Annotated in this window: 19 protein-coding genes, 1 pseudogene and 1 riboswitch; of the genes and pseudogenes, 12 read left to right on the plus strand and 8 right to left on the minus strand. The window is 72.0% G+C overall.

Features of this window, described 5'->3' with window-relative positions:
- Nucleotides 1-23 precede the first annotated feature (23 nt).
- Nucleotides 24-197: pseudogene (locus ACIRPK_RS17405) on the plus strand (DUF305 domain-containing protein); the annotation flags it as partial.
- 139 nt (nucleotides 198-336) lie between these two features.
- Nucleotides 337-549, plus strand: coding sequence for a DUF4287 domain-containing protein (locus ACIRPK_RS17410; protein WP_403039300.1), 213 nt, complete (start codon nucleotides 337-339; stop codon nucleotides 547-549).
- A 9-nt stretch (nucleotides 550-558) separates the two neighbouring features.
- On the opposite strand, the gene ACIRPK_RS17415 is transcribed toward ACIRPK_RS17410, so the two are convergent.
- Nucleotides 559-1,119, minus strand: a complete 561-nt coding sequence (locus tag ACIRPK_RS17415) for a histidine phosphatase family protein (RefSeq protein ID WP_403039303.1) — start codon at nucleotides 1,117-1,119, stop codon at nucleotides 559-561.
- Between the two features lie 150 nt (nucleotides 1,120-1,269).
- Nucleotides 1,270-1,355, plus strand: a riboswitch (cobalamin riboswitch).
- A 60-nt stretch (nucleotides 1,356-1,415) separates the two neighbouring features.
- Here ACIRPK_RS17415 and ACIRPK_RS17420 point away from each other — a divergent pair.
- Together ACIRPK_RS17420 and ACIRPK_RS17425 are read left to right on the plus strand one after the other, a co-directional pair.
- On the plus strand, nucleotides 1,416-1,628 hold the full coding sequence (locus tag ACIRPK_RS17420) for a CbtB-domain containing protein (RefSeq protein WP_403039306.1): 213 nt from the start codon (nucleotides 1,416-1,418) through the stop codon (nucleotides 1,626-1,628).
- 14 nt (nucleotides 1,629-1,642) lie between these two features.
- The gene (locus ACIRPK_RS17425) at nucleotides 1,643-2,452 is read left to right on the plus strand and encodes a CbtA family protein (RefSeq protein ID WP_403039308.1); all 810 of its coding nucleotides are present in this window, start codon (nucleotides 1,643-1,645) and stop codon (nucleotides 2,450-2,452) included.
- A 96-nt stretch (nucleotides 2,453-2,548) separates the two neighbouring features.
- Here ACIRPK_RS17425 and ACIRPK_RS17430 read toward each other — a convergent pair whose 3' ends face one another.
- Both ACIRPK_RS17430 and ACIRPK_RS17435 read right to left on the minus strand, forming a co-directional pair.
- A complete protein-coding gene (locus tag ACIRPK_RS17430; RefSeq protein ID WP_403039311.1) occupies nucleotides 2,549-2,953 on the minus strand; it encodes a PepSY domain-containing protein in 405 nt (134 codons plus the stop codon).
- Nucleotides 2,902-3,174, minus strand: coding sequence for a hypothetical protein (locus ACIRPK_RS17435; RefSeq protein ID WP_403039313.1), 273 nt, complete (start codon nucleotides 3,172-3,174; stop codon nucleotides 2,902-2,904). Before ACIRPK_RS17435 ends, ACIRPK_RS17430 begins: the two co-directional genes overlap by 52 nt.
- Nucleotides 3,175-3,388: 214 nt before the next feature.
- Here ACIRPK_RS17435 and efeO point away from each other — a divergent pair, with 214 nt between their 5' ends.
- From efeO to ACIRPK_RS17455, 4 genes are all read left to right on the plus strand, one after another.
- Nucleotides 3,389-4,528, plus strand: coding sequence for an iron uptake system protein EfeO (gene efeO / locus ACIRPK_RS17440; RefSeq protein WP_403039316.1), 1,140 nt, complete (start codon nucleotides 3,389-3,391; stop codon nucleotides 4,526-4,528).
- Between the two features lie 16 nt (nucleotides 4,529-4,544).
- Entirely contained in the window at nucleotides 4,545-5,831 is a 1,287-nt protein-coding gene (efeB, locus tag ACIRPK_RS17445; RefSeq protein WP_403039319.1) for an iron uptake transporter deferrochelatase/peroxidase subunit, read from the plus strand.
- A gap of 37 nt (nucleotides 5,832-5,868) precedes the next feature.
- Nucleotides 5,869-6,714, plus strand: coding sequence for an iron uptake transporter permease EfeU (efeU, locus tag ACIRPK_RS17450; protein ID WP_403039322.1), 846 nt, complete (start codon nucleotides 5,869-5,871; stop codon nucleotides 6,712-6,714).
- 77 nt (nucleotides 6,715-6,791) lie between these two features.
- On the plus strand, nucleotides 6,792-7,949 hold the full coding sequence (locus tag ACIRPK_RS17455; protein ID WP_403039325.1) for a magnesium and cobalt transport protein CorA: 1,158 nt from the start codon (nucleotides 6,792-6,794) through the stop codon (nucleotides 7,947-7,949).
- On the opposite strand, the gene ACIRPK_RS17460 is transcribed toward ACIRPK_RS17455, so the two are convergent.
- A complete protein-coding gene (locus ACIRPK_RS17460) occupies nucleotides 7,916-8,230 on the minus strand; it encodes an anthrone oxygenase family protein (RefSeq protein ID WP_403039328.1) in 315 nt (104 codons plus the stop codon). The genes ACIRPK_RS17455 and ACIRPK_RS17460 overlap by 34 nt on opposite strands.
- Nucleotides 8,231-8,354: 124 nt before the next feature.
- Between ACIRPK_RS17460 and ACIRPK_RS17465 the strand changes: the two genes are divergently transcribed.
- Both ACIRPK_RS17465 and ACIRPK_RS17470 read left to right on the plus strand, forming a co-directional pair.
- A complete protein-coding gene (locus ACIRPK_RS17465) occupies nucleotides 8,355-9,107 on the plus strand; it encodes a GntR family transcriptional regulator (RefSeq protein WP_403039330.1) in 753 nt (250 codons plus the stop codon).
- A 175-nt stretch (nucleotides 9,108-9,282) separates the two neighbouring features.
- Nucleotides 9,283-10,776, plus strand: coding sequence for an alkaline phosphatase family protein (locus ACIRPK_RS17470; RefSeq protein WP_403039333.1), 1,494 nt, complete (start codon nucleotides 9,283-9,285; stop codon nucleotides 10,774-10,776).
- Between the two features lie 48 nt (nucleotides 10,777-10,824).
- Here the strand turns inward: ACIRPK_RS17470 and ACIRPK_RS17475 are convergent, their stop codons facing one another.
- Together ACIRPK_RS17475 and ACIRPK_RS17480 are read right to left on the minus strand one after the other, a co-directional pair.
- Complete coding sequence (locus tag ACIRPK_RS17475) at nucleotides 10,825-12,306, minus strand: M1 family metallopeptidase (protein ID WP_403039335.1); 1,482 nt, start codon at nucleotides 12,304-12,306, stop codon at nucleotides 10,825-10,827.
- Nucleotides 12,307-12,407: 101 nt separating this feature from the next.
- On the minus strand, nucleotides 12,408-12,917 hold the full coding sequence (locus ACIRPK_RS17480; protein ID WP_403039338.1) for a hypothetical protein: 510 nt from the start codon (nucleotides 12,915-12,917) through the stop codon (nucleotides 12,408-12,410).
- A gap of 320 nt (nucleotides 12,918-13,237) precedes the next feature.
- On the opposite strand from ACIRPK_RS17480, the gene ACIRPK_RS17485 reads away from it, so the two are divergent.
- Both ACIRPK_RS17485 and ACIRPK_RS17490 read left to right on the plus strand, forming a co-directional pair.
- Complete coding sequence (locus ACIRPK_RS17485) at nucleotides 13,238-15,793, plus strand: collagenase (RefSeq protein WP_403039341.1); 2,556 nt, start codon at nucleotides 13,238-13,240, stop codon at nucleotides 15,791-15,793.
- Nucleotides 15,794-16,012: 219 nt separating this feature from the next.
- A complete protein-coding gene (locus tag ACIRPK_RS17490) occupies nucleotides 16,013-16,609 on the plus strand; it encodes an RICIN domain-containing protein (protein ID WP_403039344.1) in 597 nt (198 codons plus the stop codon).
- 91 nt (nucleotides 16,610-16,700) lie between these two features.
- Here the strand turns inward: ACIRPK_RS17490 and ACIRPK_RS17495 are convergent, their stop codons facing one another.
- Both ACIRPK_RS17495 and ACIRPK_RS17500 read right to left on the minus strand, forming a co-directional pair.
- Entirely contained in the window at nucleotides 16,701-17,891 is a 1,191-nt protein-coding gene (locus ACIRPK_RS17495; protein WP_403039347.1) for a PLP-dependent aminotransferase family protein, read from the minus strand.
- 60 nt (nucleotides 17,892-17,951) lie between these two features.
- Nucleotides 17,952-18,998: a phosphatidylinositol-specific phospholipase C domain-containing protein gene (locus tag ACIRPK_RS17500; RefSeq protein ID WP_403039350.1), complete on the minus strand. Its 1,047-nt coding sequence runs from the start codon at nucleotides 18,996-18,998 to the stop codon at nucleotides 17,952-17,954.
- Nucleotides 18,999-19,034: the final 36 nt, after the last annotated feature.

A 19,034-nucleotide genomic window follows, 5' to 3' on the forward strand; every position in this document is an offset into this window, starting at 1 on the left:
CCGGGGCGGCCGGAGCGCACGCCGGTCACGGCGGCACCGGGGCGGCGGGCATGATGACCGAGGCCGAGCCGGCCGGGCTGAAGGACGCCACCGGGGCGGCCTTCGACACCGCCTTCCTGAAGCCGATGGTGGCGCACCACGCCGGGGCCGTCGGGATGGCCAGGACCGAGCGGGAGCAGGGGAGTTACGCCCCGGCAAAGGAGCTGACGACCCGTCGGCCAGCGGTCAGAGCGCCGAGATCGAGCAGGTGCGGAAGCTGCTCGGCGGCGCCGCGGCCCGCTGGCCGACGGGTCGTCAGCGGCCGGACTGTCGGGGCCCCGTGGCAGAGTGAGGTCCATGACCGAAGCTGTGAAGGGCCCCGCCAGTTACTTCCCGTCGATCGAGCAGAAGTACGGCCGGCCGATCGCCGAGTGGCAGCAGCTGATCCGCGCCTCGCCGCTGACCAGGCACCTGGAGCTGGTGGGCTGGCTCAAGGCCGAGCACGGCCTCGGGCACGGGCACGCCAACGCGCTGGTCGCGTACACCCTGGCCGAGGACGCCAAGGGCTGACCCGCACGGTCAGACCGGCCCCAGCGGGTGGCCGCAGCGCAGGTTCCACCGGCCGGCCCGGCCGGTCAGTTCGGTGGCGGTGAGCGGCGGTACGTCGATCCGCCAGAACGCCTGGGCCGGTACGGCGAGTGCGTGCACCACGGCCGCCCGGATCAGCTCGGGTTCGGCCACCGCCAGCACCGGTCCGTCCGGCAGCGCGGTCAGCCAGTCGGCGGTCCGGGCGCAGAGCGCGGTCAGCGACTCCCCGCCGTGCGGCGCGGCGTCCGGGTCGGCCAGCCACTGCCCGACCGCCTCCGGTTCGGCGGCCGCCACCTGGTCCAGGGTCAGGCCCCGCCAGCGGCCCATCGACCACCCCGCCGGGCCCGCCGCGCCGGTGAGCCCGAGCGCCTCGGCGGTCTCCCGGCAGCGTGCGGTCGGGGAGACCAGCACCGCCCCGTCGGCGCGGACGCTCCCGGCCGCCGCCTCGGCCCGGCCCCGCCCGCCGGCGTCCAGCGGCTCCCCGTCCTCGAACCGGGCGCCGCGCAGCGCCGCCCCGACCGCCGGTGAGATGAACATCACCCGTACCGTCATCCGTCCCGCTCCCTCTGCTCAACTGCTGGTCACCGGTGCCGGATCGGCCGCCTCCCGGCGCATTCGGACGAACCGGGCGCCGTCTCGTGCTCCCTTGGCTGCCTCCCCCGAATGGCGGTACGGTTCGCAGCGACATGACGACGGCAGGACGGAAGCCGGTGAGAACCCGGCACGGTCGCGCCACTGTATGCCGAGCAGCACCCCACCCGAGGGCGGGAACTGCCGGTGAGTCAGACCCGAGGGTCGTCGTCCGAGCTCCAACGACCGGGACGCGCGTTCCCCAAGGAGGTCCTGCCATGGCTCAGGCCATTGTCTCTCCCGTCACCGAGGTCACCGAGACGCTTCCGATCCGGGCCCTGCTGCCCTGGGCGGTCTTCCTCGGCACCCTGATGCTGGTGCTGCTCTACTTCGTCGGTGCCGAACAAGGCGCCACCTCCGTGTTCTCCGGCGCCTCCGTGCACGAGTGGGTCCACGACGGTCGCCACCTGCTCGGCTTCCCCTGCCACTGACGGAGAACTCGCACATGCCTTCCACCACCGTCAGAAACCTGCTGGTCCGCGGCATGCTCGCGGGCCTGCTGGCCGGCGTGCTGGCCTTCGCGTTCGCCTTCCTGGTGGGTGAGCCGTCGGTCGACGACTCGATCGCTCTGGAGAGCGCGGCCTCCGCGCCGCAACACGTGCACGGCGGGGACACCGCCGCCGCCCCGGCGGCTCCGGCCGCCGAGGAGGAAGAGGAACTGGTCAGCCGGTCGATGCAGTCCACCTTCGGGCTGGCCACCGGCGTCCTGGTCTACGGCGTCGCGCTCGGCGGCATCGCCGCCATGGTGTACTGCTTCGCGCTCGGCCGGATCGGCCGCTTCTCGCCCAAGGTGACCGCTGCCCTGGTCGCGGCGGCCGCGTTCACCACCGTGTACCTGGTGCCGTTCCTCAAGTACCCGGCCACCCCGCCGGCGGTGGGCAACCCGGACACCATCGGCAAGCGCACCACCCTGTTCTTCCTGATGATCCTGCTCAGCGTGCTGCTCGCGGTCGCGGCCGTCATCCTCGGCCGCCGCCTCGCCCCGCGCCTGGGCAACTGGAACGCCTCGGTGGTGGCCGGCCTCGCCTTCGTGGCCGCCGTCACGCTGGCCTTCGTGCTGCTCCCGGGCAACGGGGACGCCATCAAGGAGACCTTCCCGGCCGCCCTGCTGTGGAAGTTCCGCCTCGCCACCCTGGGCCTCCAGGCCGTCCTGTGGACGAGCTTCGCCCTGCTCTTCGGCCACTTCGCGGAGCGCCTGCTGGCTCCCCGCCCGGCCACGGTCACCCCGCCGGCCACGGCGGTCCCGGCCGCCTGACCCACCGTCACACCTTCTCGGGGCCCGCCGCACGCGCGACCGTCGGCGGGCCCCGAGGCGTGTCCCGCCCCCTCGCGGGCGGCGGGACCGCGCCGGTCAGCTCTTCTTGCGCAGGCCCAGCAGGACGTCGACCGTCAGGAAGGCGGCCAGCGAGAGGCCGAGCAGCGGGAGGAACCAGCCGACCGCGACGGCGCAGACGGCCAGGGCCGCGGCGGCCTTGGGGGACTGCCGCCAGGCGCCCGCGGGGTAGGGGCGGCCGAAGGCGCGCGGGCCGGGTCGGCGGTGCCACCACATGCGGTAGCCCAGCAGGGTCATCGCGACCAGGCCGGCCGCCAGGGCGATCAGGGCGAGCTGGTTGGCCAGGCCGAAGGTGACGCCCATGTGCAGGTCGATGCCGAAGCGGGTCAGCTTGGCGCCCAGCGGGTGGTCGGCGAAACGGAGTTCGGAGGTCACCGCGCCGGTGCCGGGGTCGACGGCGACCTGTCCAGCCGGACCGGCCACTGCTTGTCGATCTCCTTGACCGCGTAGGCGCTGCCGGCCCCCTTCGGCGGGACCAGCTCGACCGGCCCGTCGATGCCGGCGGCGGTGGCGGCCGCCATCAGCGTCCCGGCCTGGACCGGGGCCCCGCCCGCCAACCGGTGCACACCGAGCGACGCGGCCGCGCACACCGCCGCGAAGGCGAGGGCGCGGAACGCGCGGAACGGAGGCTGGCCGGTGTGCACCCGGGAAGGATGACAGACCTGGCGCCCGGTCGGCAGAGGGGGTGTCCCGGTCCGTCAGGAACGGGAGCCGGGCCGGGGGCGGGGGGTCTTTGCCGATCTGTGACCACCCCCGGTGTGGGCATCGGCTTAGGCATGGCTTACTTTACTGATGGGTGAGGGTGTCCTAACCAGGTGCCCGCCCGTCCCTCAAGCCGTCCCCGTCCGTGGAGTCCTGATGCCCGTCCGCCGCCCGCACCTCGCCGCGCTGCTCACCTTTGCCGTGGCCGGTGCCGCGCTGACCGCCTGCACCGAGCAGAAGAAGGACGTCTCGGCCGACGGCGCGATCCAGGTGAACGCCTCGGACAGTGCCTGCGAGCTGTCGAAGACCAGCTTCCCGGCCGGCGCGGTCAACTTCGCCGTGCAGAACAAGGGTTCCAAGGTCACCGAGGTCTACGTCTACGCTCCGGGCGACAAGATCGTGGCCGAGCGGGAGAACATCGGGCCCGGCACCAAGGCCACCATCACCTCCGAGATCAAGGCCGGCGAGTACGAGGTCGCCTGCAAGCCGGGCATGACCGGCGACGGCATCCGGCAGAAGATCACCGTGACCGGTGACGGCGCCCAGGCCAAGGGCGACCCGCGCCTGGACAAGGCGGTCGCCGAGTACCGCAAGTACGTGCAGGAGCAGGCCGACGCCACCATCCCGGCGGTGCAGAAGTTCGCCGACGCGATCAAGGCCGGGGACCTGGAGGCCGCCAAGGCGGCGTTCGCCCCGTCCCGGGTGGGCTGGGAGCGGACCGAGCCGGTGGCCGAGAGCTTCGGTGACATCGACCCGAAGACCGACGCCCGCGAGGACGGCCTGGAGGCCGGTCAGGAGTGGACCGGCTGGCACAAGCTGGAGAAGTCGCTCTGGGCGGCCGGCGCGATCACCGACGCCGACAAGAAGCTGGCCGACCAGCTGGTCGTCGACCTGAAGGAGTGGCAGAAGGTGGTCGGCACCGCCGACATCACCGCCACCAGCATGGCCAACGGTGCCAAGGAGCTGCTGGACGAGGTCGCCACCAAGAAGATCACCGGCGAGGAGGACCGCTACAGCCACACCGACCTGTTCGACCTGGCGAGCAACGTCGAGGGCGCGCTGAAGGCGTACGAGCTGCTCAAGCCGGTCGCCGCCGAGAAGGACCCGGAGCTGGCCAAGACCCTGGAACAGGAGTTCGCCGCGCTGCAGGCCGTCGCCGCCAAGTACAAGCAGGCCGACGGCAGCTACACCTCGTACGACAAGGTCACCGAGCCGGAGCGGAAGACCTTCTCGGACGCGGTCAACGCGCTCGCCGAGCCGCTCTCCAAGCTCGCCGCCGCCGTCGTGGTCAAGTAAGACCTGAGGGAGAGTCATGGTCGAGCAGACGCAGGAGACCGGCGCGGAGCAGGGCCCGGAGCCGAAGGGCGCGGTCAGCCGACGCGCCGTCATCGGCTGGGCCGGGGCCGGGGTGGCGCTCGGCGCCGCCGCGGTCGGCACGGTGGCCGCGGCCACCCGCAGCTCCGACGAGGAGGCCGAGGCCGCCCTCAAGGCGGTCCCGGACATCGAGTTCTACGGCGAGCACCAGGCGGGCATCGCCACCCCGGTCCAGGACCGGCTGCACTTCGCCGCCTTCGACGTCTCCACCACCAGCCGGGACGCCCTGATCCGGGTGCTCAAGGAGTGGACCAAGGCGGCGGCCGTGATGACCGGCGGCCGCGAGGTCGGCACCGGGGCGACCGGCCTGGCCGAGGCCCCGCCGGACGACACCGGCGAGGCGCTGGGCCTGCCCGCGTCCCGGCTGACCCTGACCATCGGCTTCGGCCCGACCCTGTTCGAGAAGGACGGCAAGGACCGGTTCGGCCTCAAGGCCAAGCGGCCCGAGGGCCTGATCGACCTGCCCGCCTTCCCGCACGACAACCTGGACCCGGCCCGCAGCGGCGGCGACCTCTGCGTGCAGGCGTGCGCGGACGACCCGCAGGTGGCGGTGCACGCGATCCGCAACCTGGCCCGGATCGGGATGGGCGTGGTCACCGTGCGCTGGTCCCAGCTCGGCTTCGGCAAGACCTCCTCCACCACCCCGGAGGCGCAGACCCCGCGCAACCTGATGGGCTTCAAGGACGGCACCCACAACGTCTCGGGCCAGGACACCGCGACCCTGGACGAGCACATCTGGGCGGCGCCCGGCGACGGCCCGGAGTGGATGACCGGCGGCTCGTACCTGGTGGCCCGGCGGATCCGGATGCACATCGAGACCTGGGACCGCACCCCGCTCAAGGAGCAGGAGGACATCTTCGGGCGGACCAAGCGCGAGGGTGCCCCGTTCGGCAAGCAGAAGGAGCACGACGCTCCGGACCTGGCGGCGATGCCGAAGGACTCGCACGTCCGGCTGGCCCACCCCGACAGCAATAGCGGGGCCAAGCTGCTCCGCCGGGGCTTCTCCTTCACCGACGGCTCGGACGGTCTCGGCCGGCTGGAGGCCGGGCTGTTCTTCCTGGCGTACCAGCGCGACACCCGCAAGGCGTTCGTGCCGGTGCAGCGCAAGCTGGCCGCCACCGACGCCCTCAACGAGTACATCCAGCATGTCGGTTCGGCGCACTTCGCCTGCCCGCCGGGGGTCCGCAAGCCCGGCGAGTGGTGGGGTCAGTCGCTCTTCGGCTGACCTGCCCCGATCCCACAAGTACTGGAAGGACACCGCCGTGTTCGGCAATTACCTGATCGGCCTGCGCGAGGGGCTCGAAGCCAGCCTGGTGGTCTGCATCCTGATCGCCTACCTGGTCAAGACCGAGCGCCGGCAGGCGCTCGCCCCGGTCTGGACCGGCATCGGAGTGGCGGTCGCGCTGAGCATGGCGTTCGGCGCCGTGCTCCAGTTCGGCTCCAACCAGCTCACCTTCCAGGCCCAGGAGACCCTCGGCGGCACGCTGTCGATCATCGCGGTCGGGCTGGTCACCTGGATGGTGTTCTGGATGCGCCGGACGGCCCGTCACCTGAAGACCGAGCTGCACGGCAAGCTGGACGCGGCGGTCGCGATGGGCACCGGCGCGCTGGTGTTCACCGCCTTCCTGGCGGTCGGCCGGGAGGGCCTGGAGACCGCGCTGTTCATCTGGGCGGCGGTGCAGGCCACCAGCGACGGCGTCCGGCCGCTGGTCGGCGCCTGCCTGGGGCTGCTCACCGCGGTCTTCCTCGGCTGGCTGTTCTACCGGGGTGCCCTGAAGATCAACCTGGCCAAGTTCTTCACCTGGACCGGCGCGATGCTGGTCGTGGTGGCCGCCGGGGTGCTGGCCTACGGGTTGCACGACCTCCAGGAGGCCGACATCCTGCCGGGCCTGGCGAACCGCGCGTTCGACATCAGCAGCACCGTCCCCCGGGACAGCTGGTACGGCACCCTGCTCAAGGGCGTCTTCAACTTCCAGCCCGACCCGACGGTGCTCCAGGTCTCGGCCTGGACGCTGTACGTGGTGCCCACGCTGTTCCTGTTCCTGCGTCAGCCCGGCAAGGTGGCCGTGCCGCCGGCCCCCGCGAAGGCCCCGGCCGACGCGAGCTGACGCTCCGCCACCCGCCGCGTGTCCCTGGGTGCGCGGCGGGTCACCCGGCGGGAGACTGGGCGGCGGAGGTGCCTCCCATGTCCGACTGGCGTTCCCGCGCGGCCCGCGCGAGCAGGCGTCCGTTCGCCCGCCCGACGGGTCAGCAGCCCGATCCCGCCCCCGAACACTCGATGGACCCCCGCGCCGAGCTGCTGGACGACGGGGTGCGGCTGGAGCGCTCGGTGGTGGACGCCGCCGTGTACCGGGGCGGCCACCGGATCGCCGGTGCCGACAGCCTGGCCGAGGTGTACCGGCAGGTGCCCGGCGAGCCCGGCACGATGGCCTGGATCGGCCTCTACCGCCCGGCCGAGGAACAGCTGCTGGAGGCCGCCGAGCGGTTCGGCCTGCACGAGCTCGCGGTCGAGGACGCCATCGTCGCCCACCAGCGGCCCAAGCTGGAGCGCTACGGCGCCACCCTGTTCGTGGTGCTCCGGGCGGCCCGCTACCTGGACGAGAGCGAACAGGTCGACTTCGGCGAGATCCACCTCTTCGTCGGCCCGCAGTTCGTCCTGACGGTGCGCCACTCGCAGTCCCCGGACCTCTCGGTGGTCCGTCGCCGGCTGGAGGCCGACTCCGAGCTGCTGGCGCTCGGCCCGGAGGCGGTGCTGTACGCCGTGCTGGACGCGGTGGTGGACGGCTACGCTCCCGTGATCGCCGGGCTCCAGCACGACATCGACGAGATCGAGACCGAGGTCTTCAGCGGCGACCCGAAGGTCTCCCGACGGATCTACGAGCTCTCCCGCGAGGTGATCGAGTTCCAGCGCTCGACCCGCCCGCTGCTGCAGATCATGGCCAGCCTGGAGGCCGGCTTCGGCAAGTACGGCACCGACGAGGAGCTCCAGCGCAACCTGCGCGACGTGGCCGACCACGCCACCACCGCCGCCGAACGGGTGGACGGCTTCCGGCAGATGCTGCAGAACATCCTCACCGTCAACGCCACCCTGGTCTCGCAGGCGCAGAACGAGGAGATGAAGCAGCTCGCCGAGGCCGGGCACGCCCAGAACAACGAGATCAAGAAGATCTCCTCCTGGGCCGCCATCCTGTTCGCGCCGACCCTGATCGGCACCGTCTACGGGATGAACTTCGCCCACATGCCGGAGCTCGGCTGGGTGTTCGGCTACCCGTTCGCGATCGGGCTGATGGCGCTGGTCTGCGGCGGGCTCTACCTGGTCTTCAAGCGCCGGGACTGGCTCTGAGCTGGTGATCCGGCCGACAGGGCGAGCGCGATCAGCAGCGCGAACGCGAGGACGGCGGTGAACGTGCGCAGGTCGTTGAACAGCTCCCAGCGGTGCAGGACCTCCGCGTGGTCGGCCGGGGCCGAGGTGCGGGCCCACTCCTTGATCCGGCCGTTGACCGGTACGTGGCCGAACCGGGTGGTCAGGAACGGGACCAGGGTCAGCGCTCCCGCCGCGCCCGCGAGCAGCCGGGCCCGGCCCCGGGACAGCAGCGCGAGTCCGTGGAGGAGTCGGGTGCGCATGGTGGTGGCTCCAGTACGTGGGTGCGGGTGGGTGCGGTGGGTCGTCGGTCCGACGACGCGGGCCCGCGAGATGTGAGGCCGGGCCGCCCGGACGGGCCGCCGACCGGGCTGGGAGGATGGCGGGGTGAACGACGTCCCAGGCTCCCCGATCCGGTCCGGCATTCCCGAGCACGGCCGGGTGCCCAAGTACTACGCGGTGAAGGCGGAGCTGGAAGCCCTGCTGGACGAGCTCGGCGAGGGCGGTGCGCTGCCCACCGAACGGGAGTTGGCGGCCAGGTACGAGGTGTCCCGGGAGACCCTCCGGCAGGCGCTGCGCGACCTGCTGATCCAGGGCCGGGTCCGGCGCCGGGGCCGCAGCACGGTGGCGGCGGGCCCGAAGCTGGAACAGCCGCTCTCGCTGGCCAGCTACACCGAGGGCGTCCGCCGGCAGGGCCGGGTGCCGGGCCGGACCCTGATCGGCCTCGAACAGCTCGGCGCGGACGGACAGTTGGCGGACCAGCTGCGGCTGCCGGCCGGGGCGCCGGTCTGGCACCTGGAGCGGGTGCTGCTCGCCGACGGCGAGCGGGTCGGCCTGGAGAGCACCTATCTCGCGGTGGCCCGGATCCCTTCCCTGGAGCGGGAGTTCGACCCGGGGGCGTCGCTCTACGCCTTCCTGACCGAGAAGCTCGGCATCGGGTTCGGCGCGGCCGACGAACGGATCGAGACCGTGCTCGCCACCCCCCGGGAGGCCCTGCTGATCGGCACCCCGCCGGCCCTCCCGATGCTCCTGCTGCACCGGCTCACCCGGGACACCACCGGCACTCCGCTGGAGCGGGTCCGCTCGCTCTACCGGGGTGACCGCTTCAGCTTCACCACCCGCCTGGCGCCCGATTCCTGACTGCACGAAGGGCGTTCGGCCCGGGTGGGCTTTGGCCACGGAACGGTAACGGGTCTGGACCGAAGTTCGGACGCTGTTCACGCCGGGTACCGCAGCCGGGGGAGCTCGCGCCACCGGACGGCCCGAGTGTGGTCCGCGCCCCGCTCCAGCTCTGACGCTTCCTCAGGAGGACGACGTGACCGCAGGACTCCCCAGGCGCAGCCTGCTCCTCGGCACCGCCGCAGCCGCTCTCGTGACCGGCCCGCTCGCCCGCACCGCGCTCGCCGCCGCCGCCCGGACCCCCAAGGTGCTGGTGATCGGTCTGGACGGCACCATGCTCAACCGGATCAAGGACGCCGACGCGCCGAACCTGGACGCCCTGATGGCCGGCGGGCTGACCGCCGCGAGCAGCCTGTACGCCAACCCGATGGCCGAGACCTCCTCGGGTCCGGGCTGGACCACCATCGCCACCGGCGTCTGGCCGGACAAGCACAACGTCAAGGACAACAACTTCACCGCGCCCAACCTGGCCGCCTACCCGGACTGGCTGACCCGGGTGGAGCGGGCCGACTCGGCGCTCTCCACCTACGTGGTGGCCTCCTGGGCGTCGATCCCGAACACCATCTACTCGGCGACCGTGGACACCCGGGTGGCCACCCCGAGCGCCGAGTACGACGCCGGCACCACCTCCCGCGCGGTGGCCAGGCTGCGGGACGGCAACCCGGACGCGGTCTTCGTCCAGCTCGACAACGTCGACCACGCGGGTCACGCGAGCGGCTCGGCCAGCCAGGCGTACCTGGACGCGATCAAGGGCGTGGACGGCCAGGTCGGCCAGATCGTCGCGGCGGTCCGGGGCCGGGCCACCTACGCCCAGGAGGACTGGCTGATCATGGTGACGGCCGACCACGGCCACACCCCGACCGGCGGCCACGGCGGCTCGACCTGGGAGGAGCGGCAGACCTTCGTGATCGCCAACGGCGCTGGTCTGGTGGCGGGTTCGGTCCGCTATGACGTGCGGATGGTGGACATCGCGCCGACCGCGCTGGCCCACCTGGGCATCGCGATCGACCCGGCCTGGAGCCTGGACGGCGCCCCGATCGCGGGCCTCACCCCGGACGCCTTCGACGCGCTGCGTCCGCAGCTGACCGGCCGGGTGGACGAGACCGGCATCGCGGCGTGCGTGCTCGGATTCACCCACACCGCGCCGAGCGGCTGGTCGGTGGACAACTCGGCGATGGGCACCGGCGGGGTCACCGAGTGGCGCGGCTGGTCGTTCACCACCGACGAGTTCTGGACGAGGACCCAGCGCGACCAGTACCGCGAGCTCAACGTGCGCTCCCGGAACGTCTTCGCGGTCGCCGACTCCGACGAGTGGGCCGACAAGTCCTTCTCGGGCACCTACGACACCACCCTGGTCAGCCCGGCCTACCCGGTCTCCGGCCTGGCCACCGTCAAGGTCGAGTACACCAGCTACTACCAGCAGGACGGTGCCCAGACCGCCAAGGTGCTGGCCTCCTGGAACGGTGGCACGCCGGTCCAGCTGGCCTCGTACAGCAGCCTGGTGAACGGCCGTCAGACCCACACCCTGACCGTCCCGGCCGGCGCCGGCACCCTCCAACTGCGGTTCCGCTACACCGGCAGCAACAACTGGTACTGGGTGGTCGACAACGTCCGGGTCTACGGCGTCTGATGCCCGCCCGGGTGGCCCGCCGATCCGGCGGGCCACCCGGGGCCGGGGTCAGTGGGTGTCGTGCGCGCTGTCGGTGGCCTTGATCTCCGACCAGGACTTCGGCTCCTGAACGGCCTTGGCCCGCACGGCGGGTGAGGTACCGGCAGCCGGCTTGCCGCTGGTGTAGAGCCAGGTCTGCAGCAGGTCGCCGAGCGGCTTGCCGGAGACCCGCTCGGCGTACCGACGGAAGTCCGCGATGGAGGCGTTGCCGTACTTGCGCTCGGCCGGCCAGCCGCGCAGGATCGCGAAGAACGCCTGGTCGCCGACCGTGTTGCGGAGGGCCTGGACGGCGAGCGCGCCGCGGTCGTACACGGCGGCGTGGAACTGGTTGTCCGGGCCCGGATCGCCGGGCAGCACGGTCCAGAACGGGTCCTCGGCGGGCTTGCTCGCGTACGTCCAGTCCGCCAGCTCCTGGGCGGTGCCCTCGTTCTCGTGCTCGGACCAGAGCCACTGGGCGTACCGGGCGAAGCCCTCGTTCAGCCAGATCTCGCTCCAGTGGTCGAGCGAGACGCTGTCGCCGTACCACTGGTGCGCCAACTCGTGGACGACGATCGAGGTGTTGGAGCCGGCCGCGAAGATCCGCGGGCTGTAGTAAATCTGGCTCTGGGTCTCCAGGGCGTAGCCGGGGCGGGTGTTGGGGACGTAACCGCCGACGGTGTCGAAGGGGTACGGGCCGAGCAGGGTGCTGAGCCAGTCGGTGAGCTCGCCGGTCCGCTCCAGGCTGGCGCGGGCGGCGCCGGCGTTGGCGCCGAGGTCGCGGCTGTAGGCGGTGAACACCGGGATGCCGCCCGCGGTGACCGAGGTGCCGATCTCGAACCGGCCGACCGCCAGGGTGGCCAGGTAGGTGGCCTGCGGCTTGGTCTGCCGCCAGTTCCACCGGGTCCAGCCGAGGCGCGAACTCTGGGACACCAGGGCGCCGTTGCTGATCGCCTGGGTCCCGTCGGGGACCAGGACGGAGACGTCGAAGGTGGCCTTGTCGGAGGGGTGGTCGTTGCTCGGGAACCACCACCAGGCGGACTCCGGCTCGTTGGCGGCCACCCCGCCGTCCGGGGTGCGCTGCCAGGAGGTGAAGCCGTACGCCGTGACGGCGGACGGCACGCCGGAGTAGCGGACCACCACGGTGGCGTGCTCGCCCTTGCCGAGCGGGGTGGCCGGGGTGATCTCCAGTTCGTGCTCGCCGGTCCGGGCGAAGCCCGCCTTCCGCCCGTTGACCTGCACCTCCTCGACGGTGAGCGCGAAGTCGAGGTTGAACCGGGACAGCGCGGCCGTGGTGGTGGTCAGCAGCGTCGCGGTGCCTTCGAGCCGGTCGGTGGCGGGCTGGTACTTCAGGCGCAGGTCGTAGTGCGAGACCTGGTAGCCGCCGTTGCCGTACTGCGGGTAGTAGGAGTCGCCGAGGCCGGACGCGCCGACGGCGCCGGTGGCGGCGCCGGCCGGATCGGTCAGCAGCAGGGCGGCGGTCAGCGCCGCGGAGATGGTCAGCCTTTTGCGCACGGGTCCTCCGAAGTACCGGGGCGGTGAGCGGACTGATCGACCGTAGGACGCGCGGCGGGCCGCCGGGGGTGTCCCGGGGCAGCTGTTATGAAATGTTCACGCTAAGAAACGCCGGGCACCTGGGCCCGGGTCTCGGCCTGCGGGCGCCGGACGGGCTGCGGCGCCAGGCGCCGACGCACGGGCGGGTGCGGCAGCAGTCCGAGCACCCGGGTGACGGTGGCCCGGCCGGGCCGGAGCAGCAGGGTGCAGAGCACGGCGGCCAGCAGGTGGGCCAGGGCCAGCGCGACCGAGGGGCTGGGGACCGGCAGGCCCGGGTCGGTCAGGCCGAGCAGGTGGCTGGGCCGGGGGATCGGGGCGGGGGTGGCCGTGGTCCGGGCGAACAGGACGTAGAGGGCGATCTGAGTGGCCGTCATCCAGGCGCCGGTCAGGCCCAGGCCCGGGGTGCCCCGGGCCAGCAGCCCGTTGCAGAGGGTGGTGCCGGCCACGGCCAGGGCCAGTGCCGGGAGGTGCGGCCGGGCGCCTTCGAGGGCGAGGTGGGCGGTGGCGGTGAGGGCCACACAGAGGACGGACGGGACGGCGACGCGGAGGGTGCGGAGCTGCCAGGTCTTCACAGTCGGTCACTGTGACATCACCGCCTTGTGGCGGGCTTGGGCCACCGGATCACCGTCGGGCCCCGGGGGTGGCCGGCCGACGGACACCAACCAGCCAACCACCCGCTGGCCGAACCGGCCTGACGGTCGCTCAGTTCGAGTCATTGGGGCCGGACCTCTTCCCCAGCCATGTGATGTATGCAATGGTACATGTCACACTCCCCACCGTGTTCACGACAGAACCGGGTCCGAGCTCGACTCCCGGCGCTGCCACGGTCCGCAATCCCCCACTGTCGCGTGTCCCCAACACGCGGCCGCAGACCGGCCCGGAGGCCACCTTCATGCGTAGTTCCCCCACGACGAAAGACGTCGTCCGGCTGCTGATAGCCGCCCTGATCTGCTGTCTCGGGCTGACCCTGCTCGCGCCGGCCGGCCACGCCGCGGCCGTCGGCGCCAAGGGCCCGCAGCCCACCCCGGCCAACGCGCCGAGGTCCGGCCCGGCCCCGCAGCCGGCCACCGTGGTGGCCGCCGCTGACCTGCCCGCCGAGGAGAGCAAGCAGCCCGTCGCGATCTCCGAGCGCGCCCCGCTGCGGGCGGTCAAGGACAAGACGCAGCACGTCCCGAACCTCGCCAAGTCGCAGGCGGCGCCCGGTGCGGCCGGTGCCACGGCCACCTGCAACGTCGCCGACTTCACCTCGAAGACCGGCGCCGCGCTGGTCCAGCAGATCAAGGGCTCGGACCTGACCTGCGTGAACACGCTGTTCGGCCTGACCGGCCCGAACGCGCAGGCGCTGTTCCGCGAGGCGCAGATGGTCACGGTCTCCGACGCGCTGCGCAGCGCCGCGGCCAACTACCCGGGTGACAACAGCACTTCGACCGGGCAGCTGGTGCTGTTCCTGCGCGCCGGGTACTTCGTGCAGTGGTACAACGCGTCCACCGTCGGCAGCTACGGCCCGGCGCTGAAGAGCTCGATCCAGGGCGCCCTGGACACCTTCTTCGCCGCCCCGCGCGCCGCCGACGTCAACGACGCCAACGGCACCACGCTGTCCGAGGCGGTCATCCTGGTCGACAGCGCCCAGGAGAACGCCCGCTACCTGGGCCTGGTCAAGCGGCTGCTGACCAACTACAACAGCTCGTACGACAGTTCGTACTACATGGTGGCGGCGGTCAACAACGCCTACACCATCCTGTTCCGTGGCCACCAGACGGACGAGTTCCTGCCCGCCGTGCAGGCGGACCCGAGCATCCTCACCGTGCTGCGCGACTTCGCGGTCGCCCACGACAACCTGCTCGGCACCGACAAGTCCTACCTGACCGCGAACGCGGGTCGCGAGCTCGGCCGCTTCCTGGTCCACCCGGAGCTGAAGTCGGCCGTCAGCCCGCTGCTCAAGCAGCTGCTGGACCGGACCACGATGACCGGCCGGACCGCGTCCATCTGGGTCCCGATGGCGGACATGACCGCCGAGTACGACGCGGCCAACTGCGCGTACTACGGCACCTGCGACCTGTCGAACCGGGTGCGCGCCGCCGTGCTGACGATCAACCACACCTGCAGCCCGAGCATCAGGATCGTGGCCCAGGCGATGACCGCGGCCGACCTGGCCGCCACCTGCACCAGCCTGAACAACCAGGACGCCTACTTCCACGGCGTGGTCAAGGACACCGGGGCGGTGGCGAACGACAACAACAGCACCATCGAGGTCAACGCCTTCGACTCCAGCGCCGACTACCAGACCTACGCCGGCGTGATCTTCGGGATCAGCACCAACAACGGCGGCATGTACCTGGAGGGCAACCCGGCCGCCGCCGGGAACCAGCCGCGGTTCATCGCCTACGAGGCCGAGTGGGTGCGTCCGGACTTCCAGATCTGGAACCTCAACCACGAGTACACCCACTACCTCGACGGCCGGTTCGACATGTTCGGCGACTTCAACGCCGGCATGACCACCCCGACCGTGATGTGGGTCGAGGGCTTCGCCGAGTACATCTCCTACTCGTACCGGAACGTCACGTACACCGCCGCGCTGACCGAGGCGGGCAAGAACACCTACAAGCTCAGCACGCTGTTCGACACCACCTACGACAACGCGGACTCCACCCGGGTCTACAACTGGGGCTACCTGGCGGTCCGTTACCTGATCCAGCAGCACCCGGCGGACGTCACCACGCTGCTCGGGTACTACCGGGCCGGCAACTGGGCGGCCGCCCGCACCCTGCTCACCTCCACCATCGGCACCCGCTACGACGCGGACTTCGCCGCCTGGCTGGCGCGCTGCTCGACGGGAAGCTGCGACCCGACGCCGCCCGCCAACAAGCCGCCGGTGGCGGGCTTCACCGCGCTGGTGACCGGCCTCGCGGTGAACTTCACCGATGTCTCCACCGACCCGGACGGCACCATCGCCGCCCGCGCCTGGAACTTCGGTGACGGCACCACCTCGACCGCCGCCAACCCGGCCAAGACCTTCGCCGCGGCGGGCACCTACAGCGTCAAGCTCACGGTGACGGACGACAAGGGCGCCACCGCGACCACCACCCAGCCGATCACGGTGGCCGTGGCCGGCCTGCCGGAGTGCGCCCCGGCCGACGACACCCGGGTGCTCGGCAAGAACTGCCGCCGCACCAACGTGTCCAACACCGTGGCGAACTACAGCTACTTCTACCTGAACGTGCCGGCCGGCACCGCCTCGATCAAGGTCACCGTCGCCGGTGGCACGGGCAACGCCGACCTGTACTACAGCCCGACCAGCTGGGCCACCACCACCAACTTCACCCAGCGTTCGGTGAAGAACGGCAACAGCGAGACCCTGACCATCAAGAAGCCCCCGGCGGGCTACGTCTACCTGAGCCTGTTCGCCGCGGCCAACTTCGACAAGGTCAGCATCACGACCGAGTTCTGAGCCGTCCGATCCACGGGCCGCCGCACCTCTCCGGGGGTGCGGCGGTTCCGGCTTTTCCGGGCCGGAAGTGCGGGGCCGGGAATGCGCGGCCGGTTCACCACCGTACGCCGCTGATATCTGCTCCGATCACGAACTACCTTGATGGAGAACCCGACGGTCGGTCGGGTTCGGTCATGCGGTATTGGTGCGATATTTCAGTGCAGATGAAGTGAGGCGCAGATGAGCAGGTCCCGAATCGCTCTCGGTATCGCGACGGGTGCGAGTGTCCTCTCGCTGGCCCTGTCGGCCGGCACCACCGCCGGGGCGGTCGCCCCGACGGCCACCGACGGCCTCCGGGCGGTCAAGGCGGCACCGCCGGGCGTGGGCGCCCAGGCCGCGCCGTCGCTCGCCGCCAGCTACCGCACCACCCGCTTCACCAGCGGCCACGGCGGCCGGTGTCTGGACGCGGACCTCAACACCATCAACGGCAACGGCACCAAGGTGCAGCTCTGGGACTGTAACGGCTGGTCGAACCAGACCTGGATCTGGACCCCGGCACCAGGCCAGCCGGTCGGCTACTACAAGATCCAGACCGAGAAGAACTACCGGTGTCTGGACGCGGACCTGAACACCATCAACGGCAACGGCACCAAGGTGCAGCTCTGGGACTGCAACGGCTGGGACAACCAGATCTGGATCTGGGACGGCCAGACCCTGCAGACCAAGAAGAACGCCCGGGTCCTGGACGCGGACCTGAACACCATCAACGGCAACGGCACCAGGGTGCAGCTCTGGGACCGCAACGGCTGGGACAACCAGCGGTGGATCTTCGGCTGACGCACCGACCCCTGACCCACCGTCCCCTGACCCACCGTCGGTGAGCGGCCCGGCCCCACCCGTCCCCGGACGGGTGGGGCCGGTGCCGTGGTCAGCCCTCGGCGAAGGCGTCGGCCAGCCGGCGCAGGCCCTCGCCGATCTCCTCGGGGCCGTGCGTGGTGAAGGACATCCGCAGCGTCCGCCCGTCCGGCTCGGCGGCGTAGAACGGCGCGCCGGGGACGTACGCGACGTCGTGCCGGACGGCGGTCCGCAGCAGGGCGGTCGCGTCGTGGCCGTCCGGCAGCCGGACCCAGAGGAACATGCCCCCGGCCGGGTGGTTCCACCGGCTGCCCGCCGGCAGGGCCTTGGGCAGACCGGCGAGCAGCGCGTCCCGCCGCTCGCGGTAGGCGGTCCTGATCCGTCCGAGGTGCCCGTCCAGGTCGGCGTCGCGCAGGTAGCGGGCGGCGGCGGCCTGGTCGACGGTCGAGGTGTGCAGGTCGACCGACTGCTTGACGATCACACAGGCGCGGCGCAGCGCGGCGGGCGCGCGCAGGAAGCCCAGCCGCAGGCCGGGAGCGAGGATCTTCGAGAACGAGCCGAGCAGCACGGTCCGGTCGGCGGCCGCCGGGAGCCCGGCGATCCACGGCTCGGCCTCGCCGTCGTAGCGCAACTCGCCGTACGGGTCGTCCTCGACGATCCAGAAGCCGTGCCGTTCGGCGAGTTCGGCCACCGCCCGGCGGCGGGCGGTGGCCAGCGTGCGACCCGTCGGGTTCTGGAAGGTGGGCACCAGGTAGAGCAGCTTCGGCCGCTCGGTGGTTACCAACTCGGCCAGCGCGTCCGGGATCAGGCCGCCGTCGTCGGTCGGCACCGGCACCACCCGGGCGCCCGCCAGGGCGAAGCACTGCAGCGCGGCCAGGTAGCCAGGGTCCTCCACCAGCACCACGTCGCCGGGCTCCAGCAGTGCGGTGGCGAGCAGGGTCAGCCCCTGCTGGGAGCCGGTGGTGACCAGCAACCCGTCCGGCCCGGTGGCCAGTCCACGGCCCGTCAGCCGTTCGGCGATCGCGGTGCGCAGCTCAGGGTCGCCCTCGGTGGTGGAGTACTGCAGGGCCCGCTCCGGGATCTCGGTGAGCACCCGGTGATAGGCGGCCCGCAGGCCGGCCGCGTCGAAGAGTTCGGGAGCGGGCAGGCCGCCCGCGAACGAGATCACCTCGGGCCGTGCGGTCAGCGCGAGGATCTCCCGTACGGCGGACGGCCCGACGGTGGCGGCACGGGCGGCGAGGGGCGGCAGTTCGGCTCGGGTCATGGCCGGAGCCTACGAGCAGAGGGGCCGCCCGATCGAGCCCCTTCCACCATGTGACCGGGGTCAGCCCCGGGGCAGCACCAGGGACTGGATCTCCGGCAGCGAACGCCAGTCGCTGGTGGCGATGCTGGCGTGGGCGGCGGCCAGCTGGGTGACCCTGGCCCGGGCCTGGTCGGCGGTGGGGGCGGTGCCGGAGATGGCCGGGGCGACGTTGTGCGCGTCCGTCATCACCAGCAGGTAGTGCCGGGCCTGGTACCAGGAGGTGTCGATGTTCCCGGCCAGGTAGGCGGCGGCGTCGCCGTCGAAGACCACGAACCACGGGCGCAGGTCGGCCTCGCCGTACCTGCCCCGGGGGTCGCCCGCGGCCGCGCCGTGCACCACCGGGAAGACCTGGGCCTGGCCGACCCGGCCGGCCGCCGCCAGGTCGCGCAGGTAGCGTCCGTACTCGACGTCGGTGTGCAGGGTGTCGAACGGGTTCTGCTCCTCGACGGTGCCGGGGATGACGTCGACCAGTACCCGCCCGGCCAGTGCCGACCGGCTCGGCCAGTTGCCGGCCCGGGCGGCGTCGTCCAGGGTGGCGTACGAGCCCAGCAGGTCGGCCGGGCGGAACACCCGGCTGCCGAGGTGGGCGGCGATCAGCGCGTCGAGCTGGGCCGGGCCCATGCCCCGGTTCGCGGCGAAGCCGCCCTTCAGCTCCAACTTGACCACCAGCGGCCCGGACCGGGGGTGTGCGCCGAGCCAGAGCCGGATGTCGTCCAGGCAGTGTTCGAGGTTCTTGTTGGTGCCGCCGCCGTACAGCTGGGAGGCGTCGGTGGCCGCGACACAGTTGTTGCTGTTGCCCAGCGGGTTGGAGTGGCTGACCTTCCACTCCTTGGTGACGGTGTCGGTCCAGGCGTCCAGCTCGATCAGGCTGGTACCGGTGTCCAGCGAGCGGGCCAACTGGGCGAAGGCGGCCGGGTCGTAGGTGTTGTGCAGGCCGACCGTGGTGGACCCGGCGAACGGGAGGTCGGTGGTGGCGGCTGCCTGTGCCGGGGCGGTCGGCAGCAGGGTGGCGACTGCGACGGCGACGGTGGTGGCGAGCAGGGCGGCGGCGGTCCGGCGAAGGCTCAACGGTCTCTCCTGGTCGGGGGGTTGGCGGGGTGGCCA

This window comes from Kitasatospora sp. NPDC101801 (assembly GCF_044766665.1).
GTDB lineage: Bacteria > Actinomycetota > Actinomycetes > Streptomycetales > Streptomycetaceae > Kitasatospora.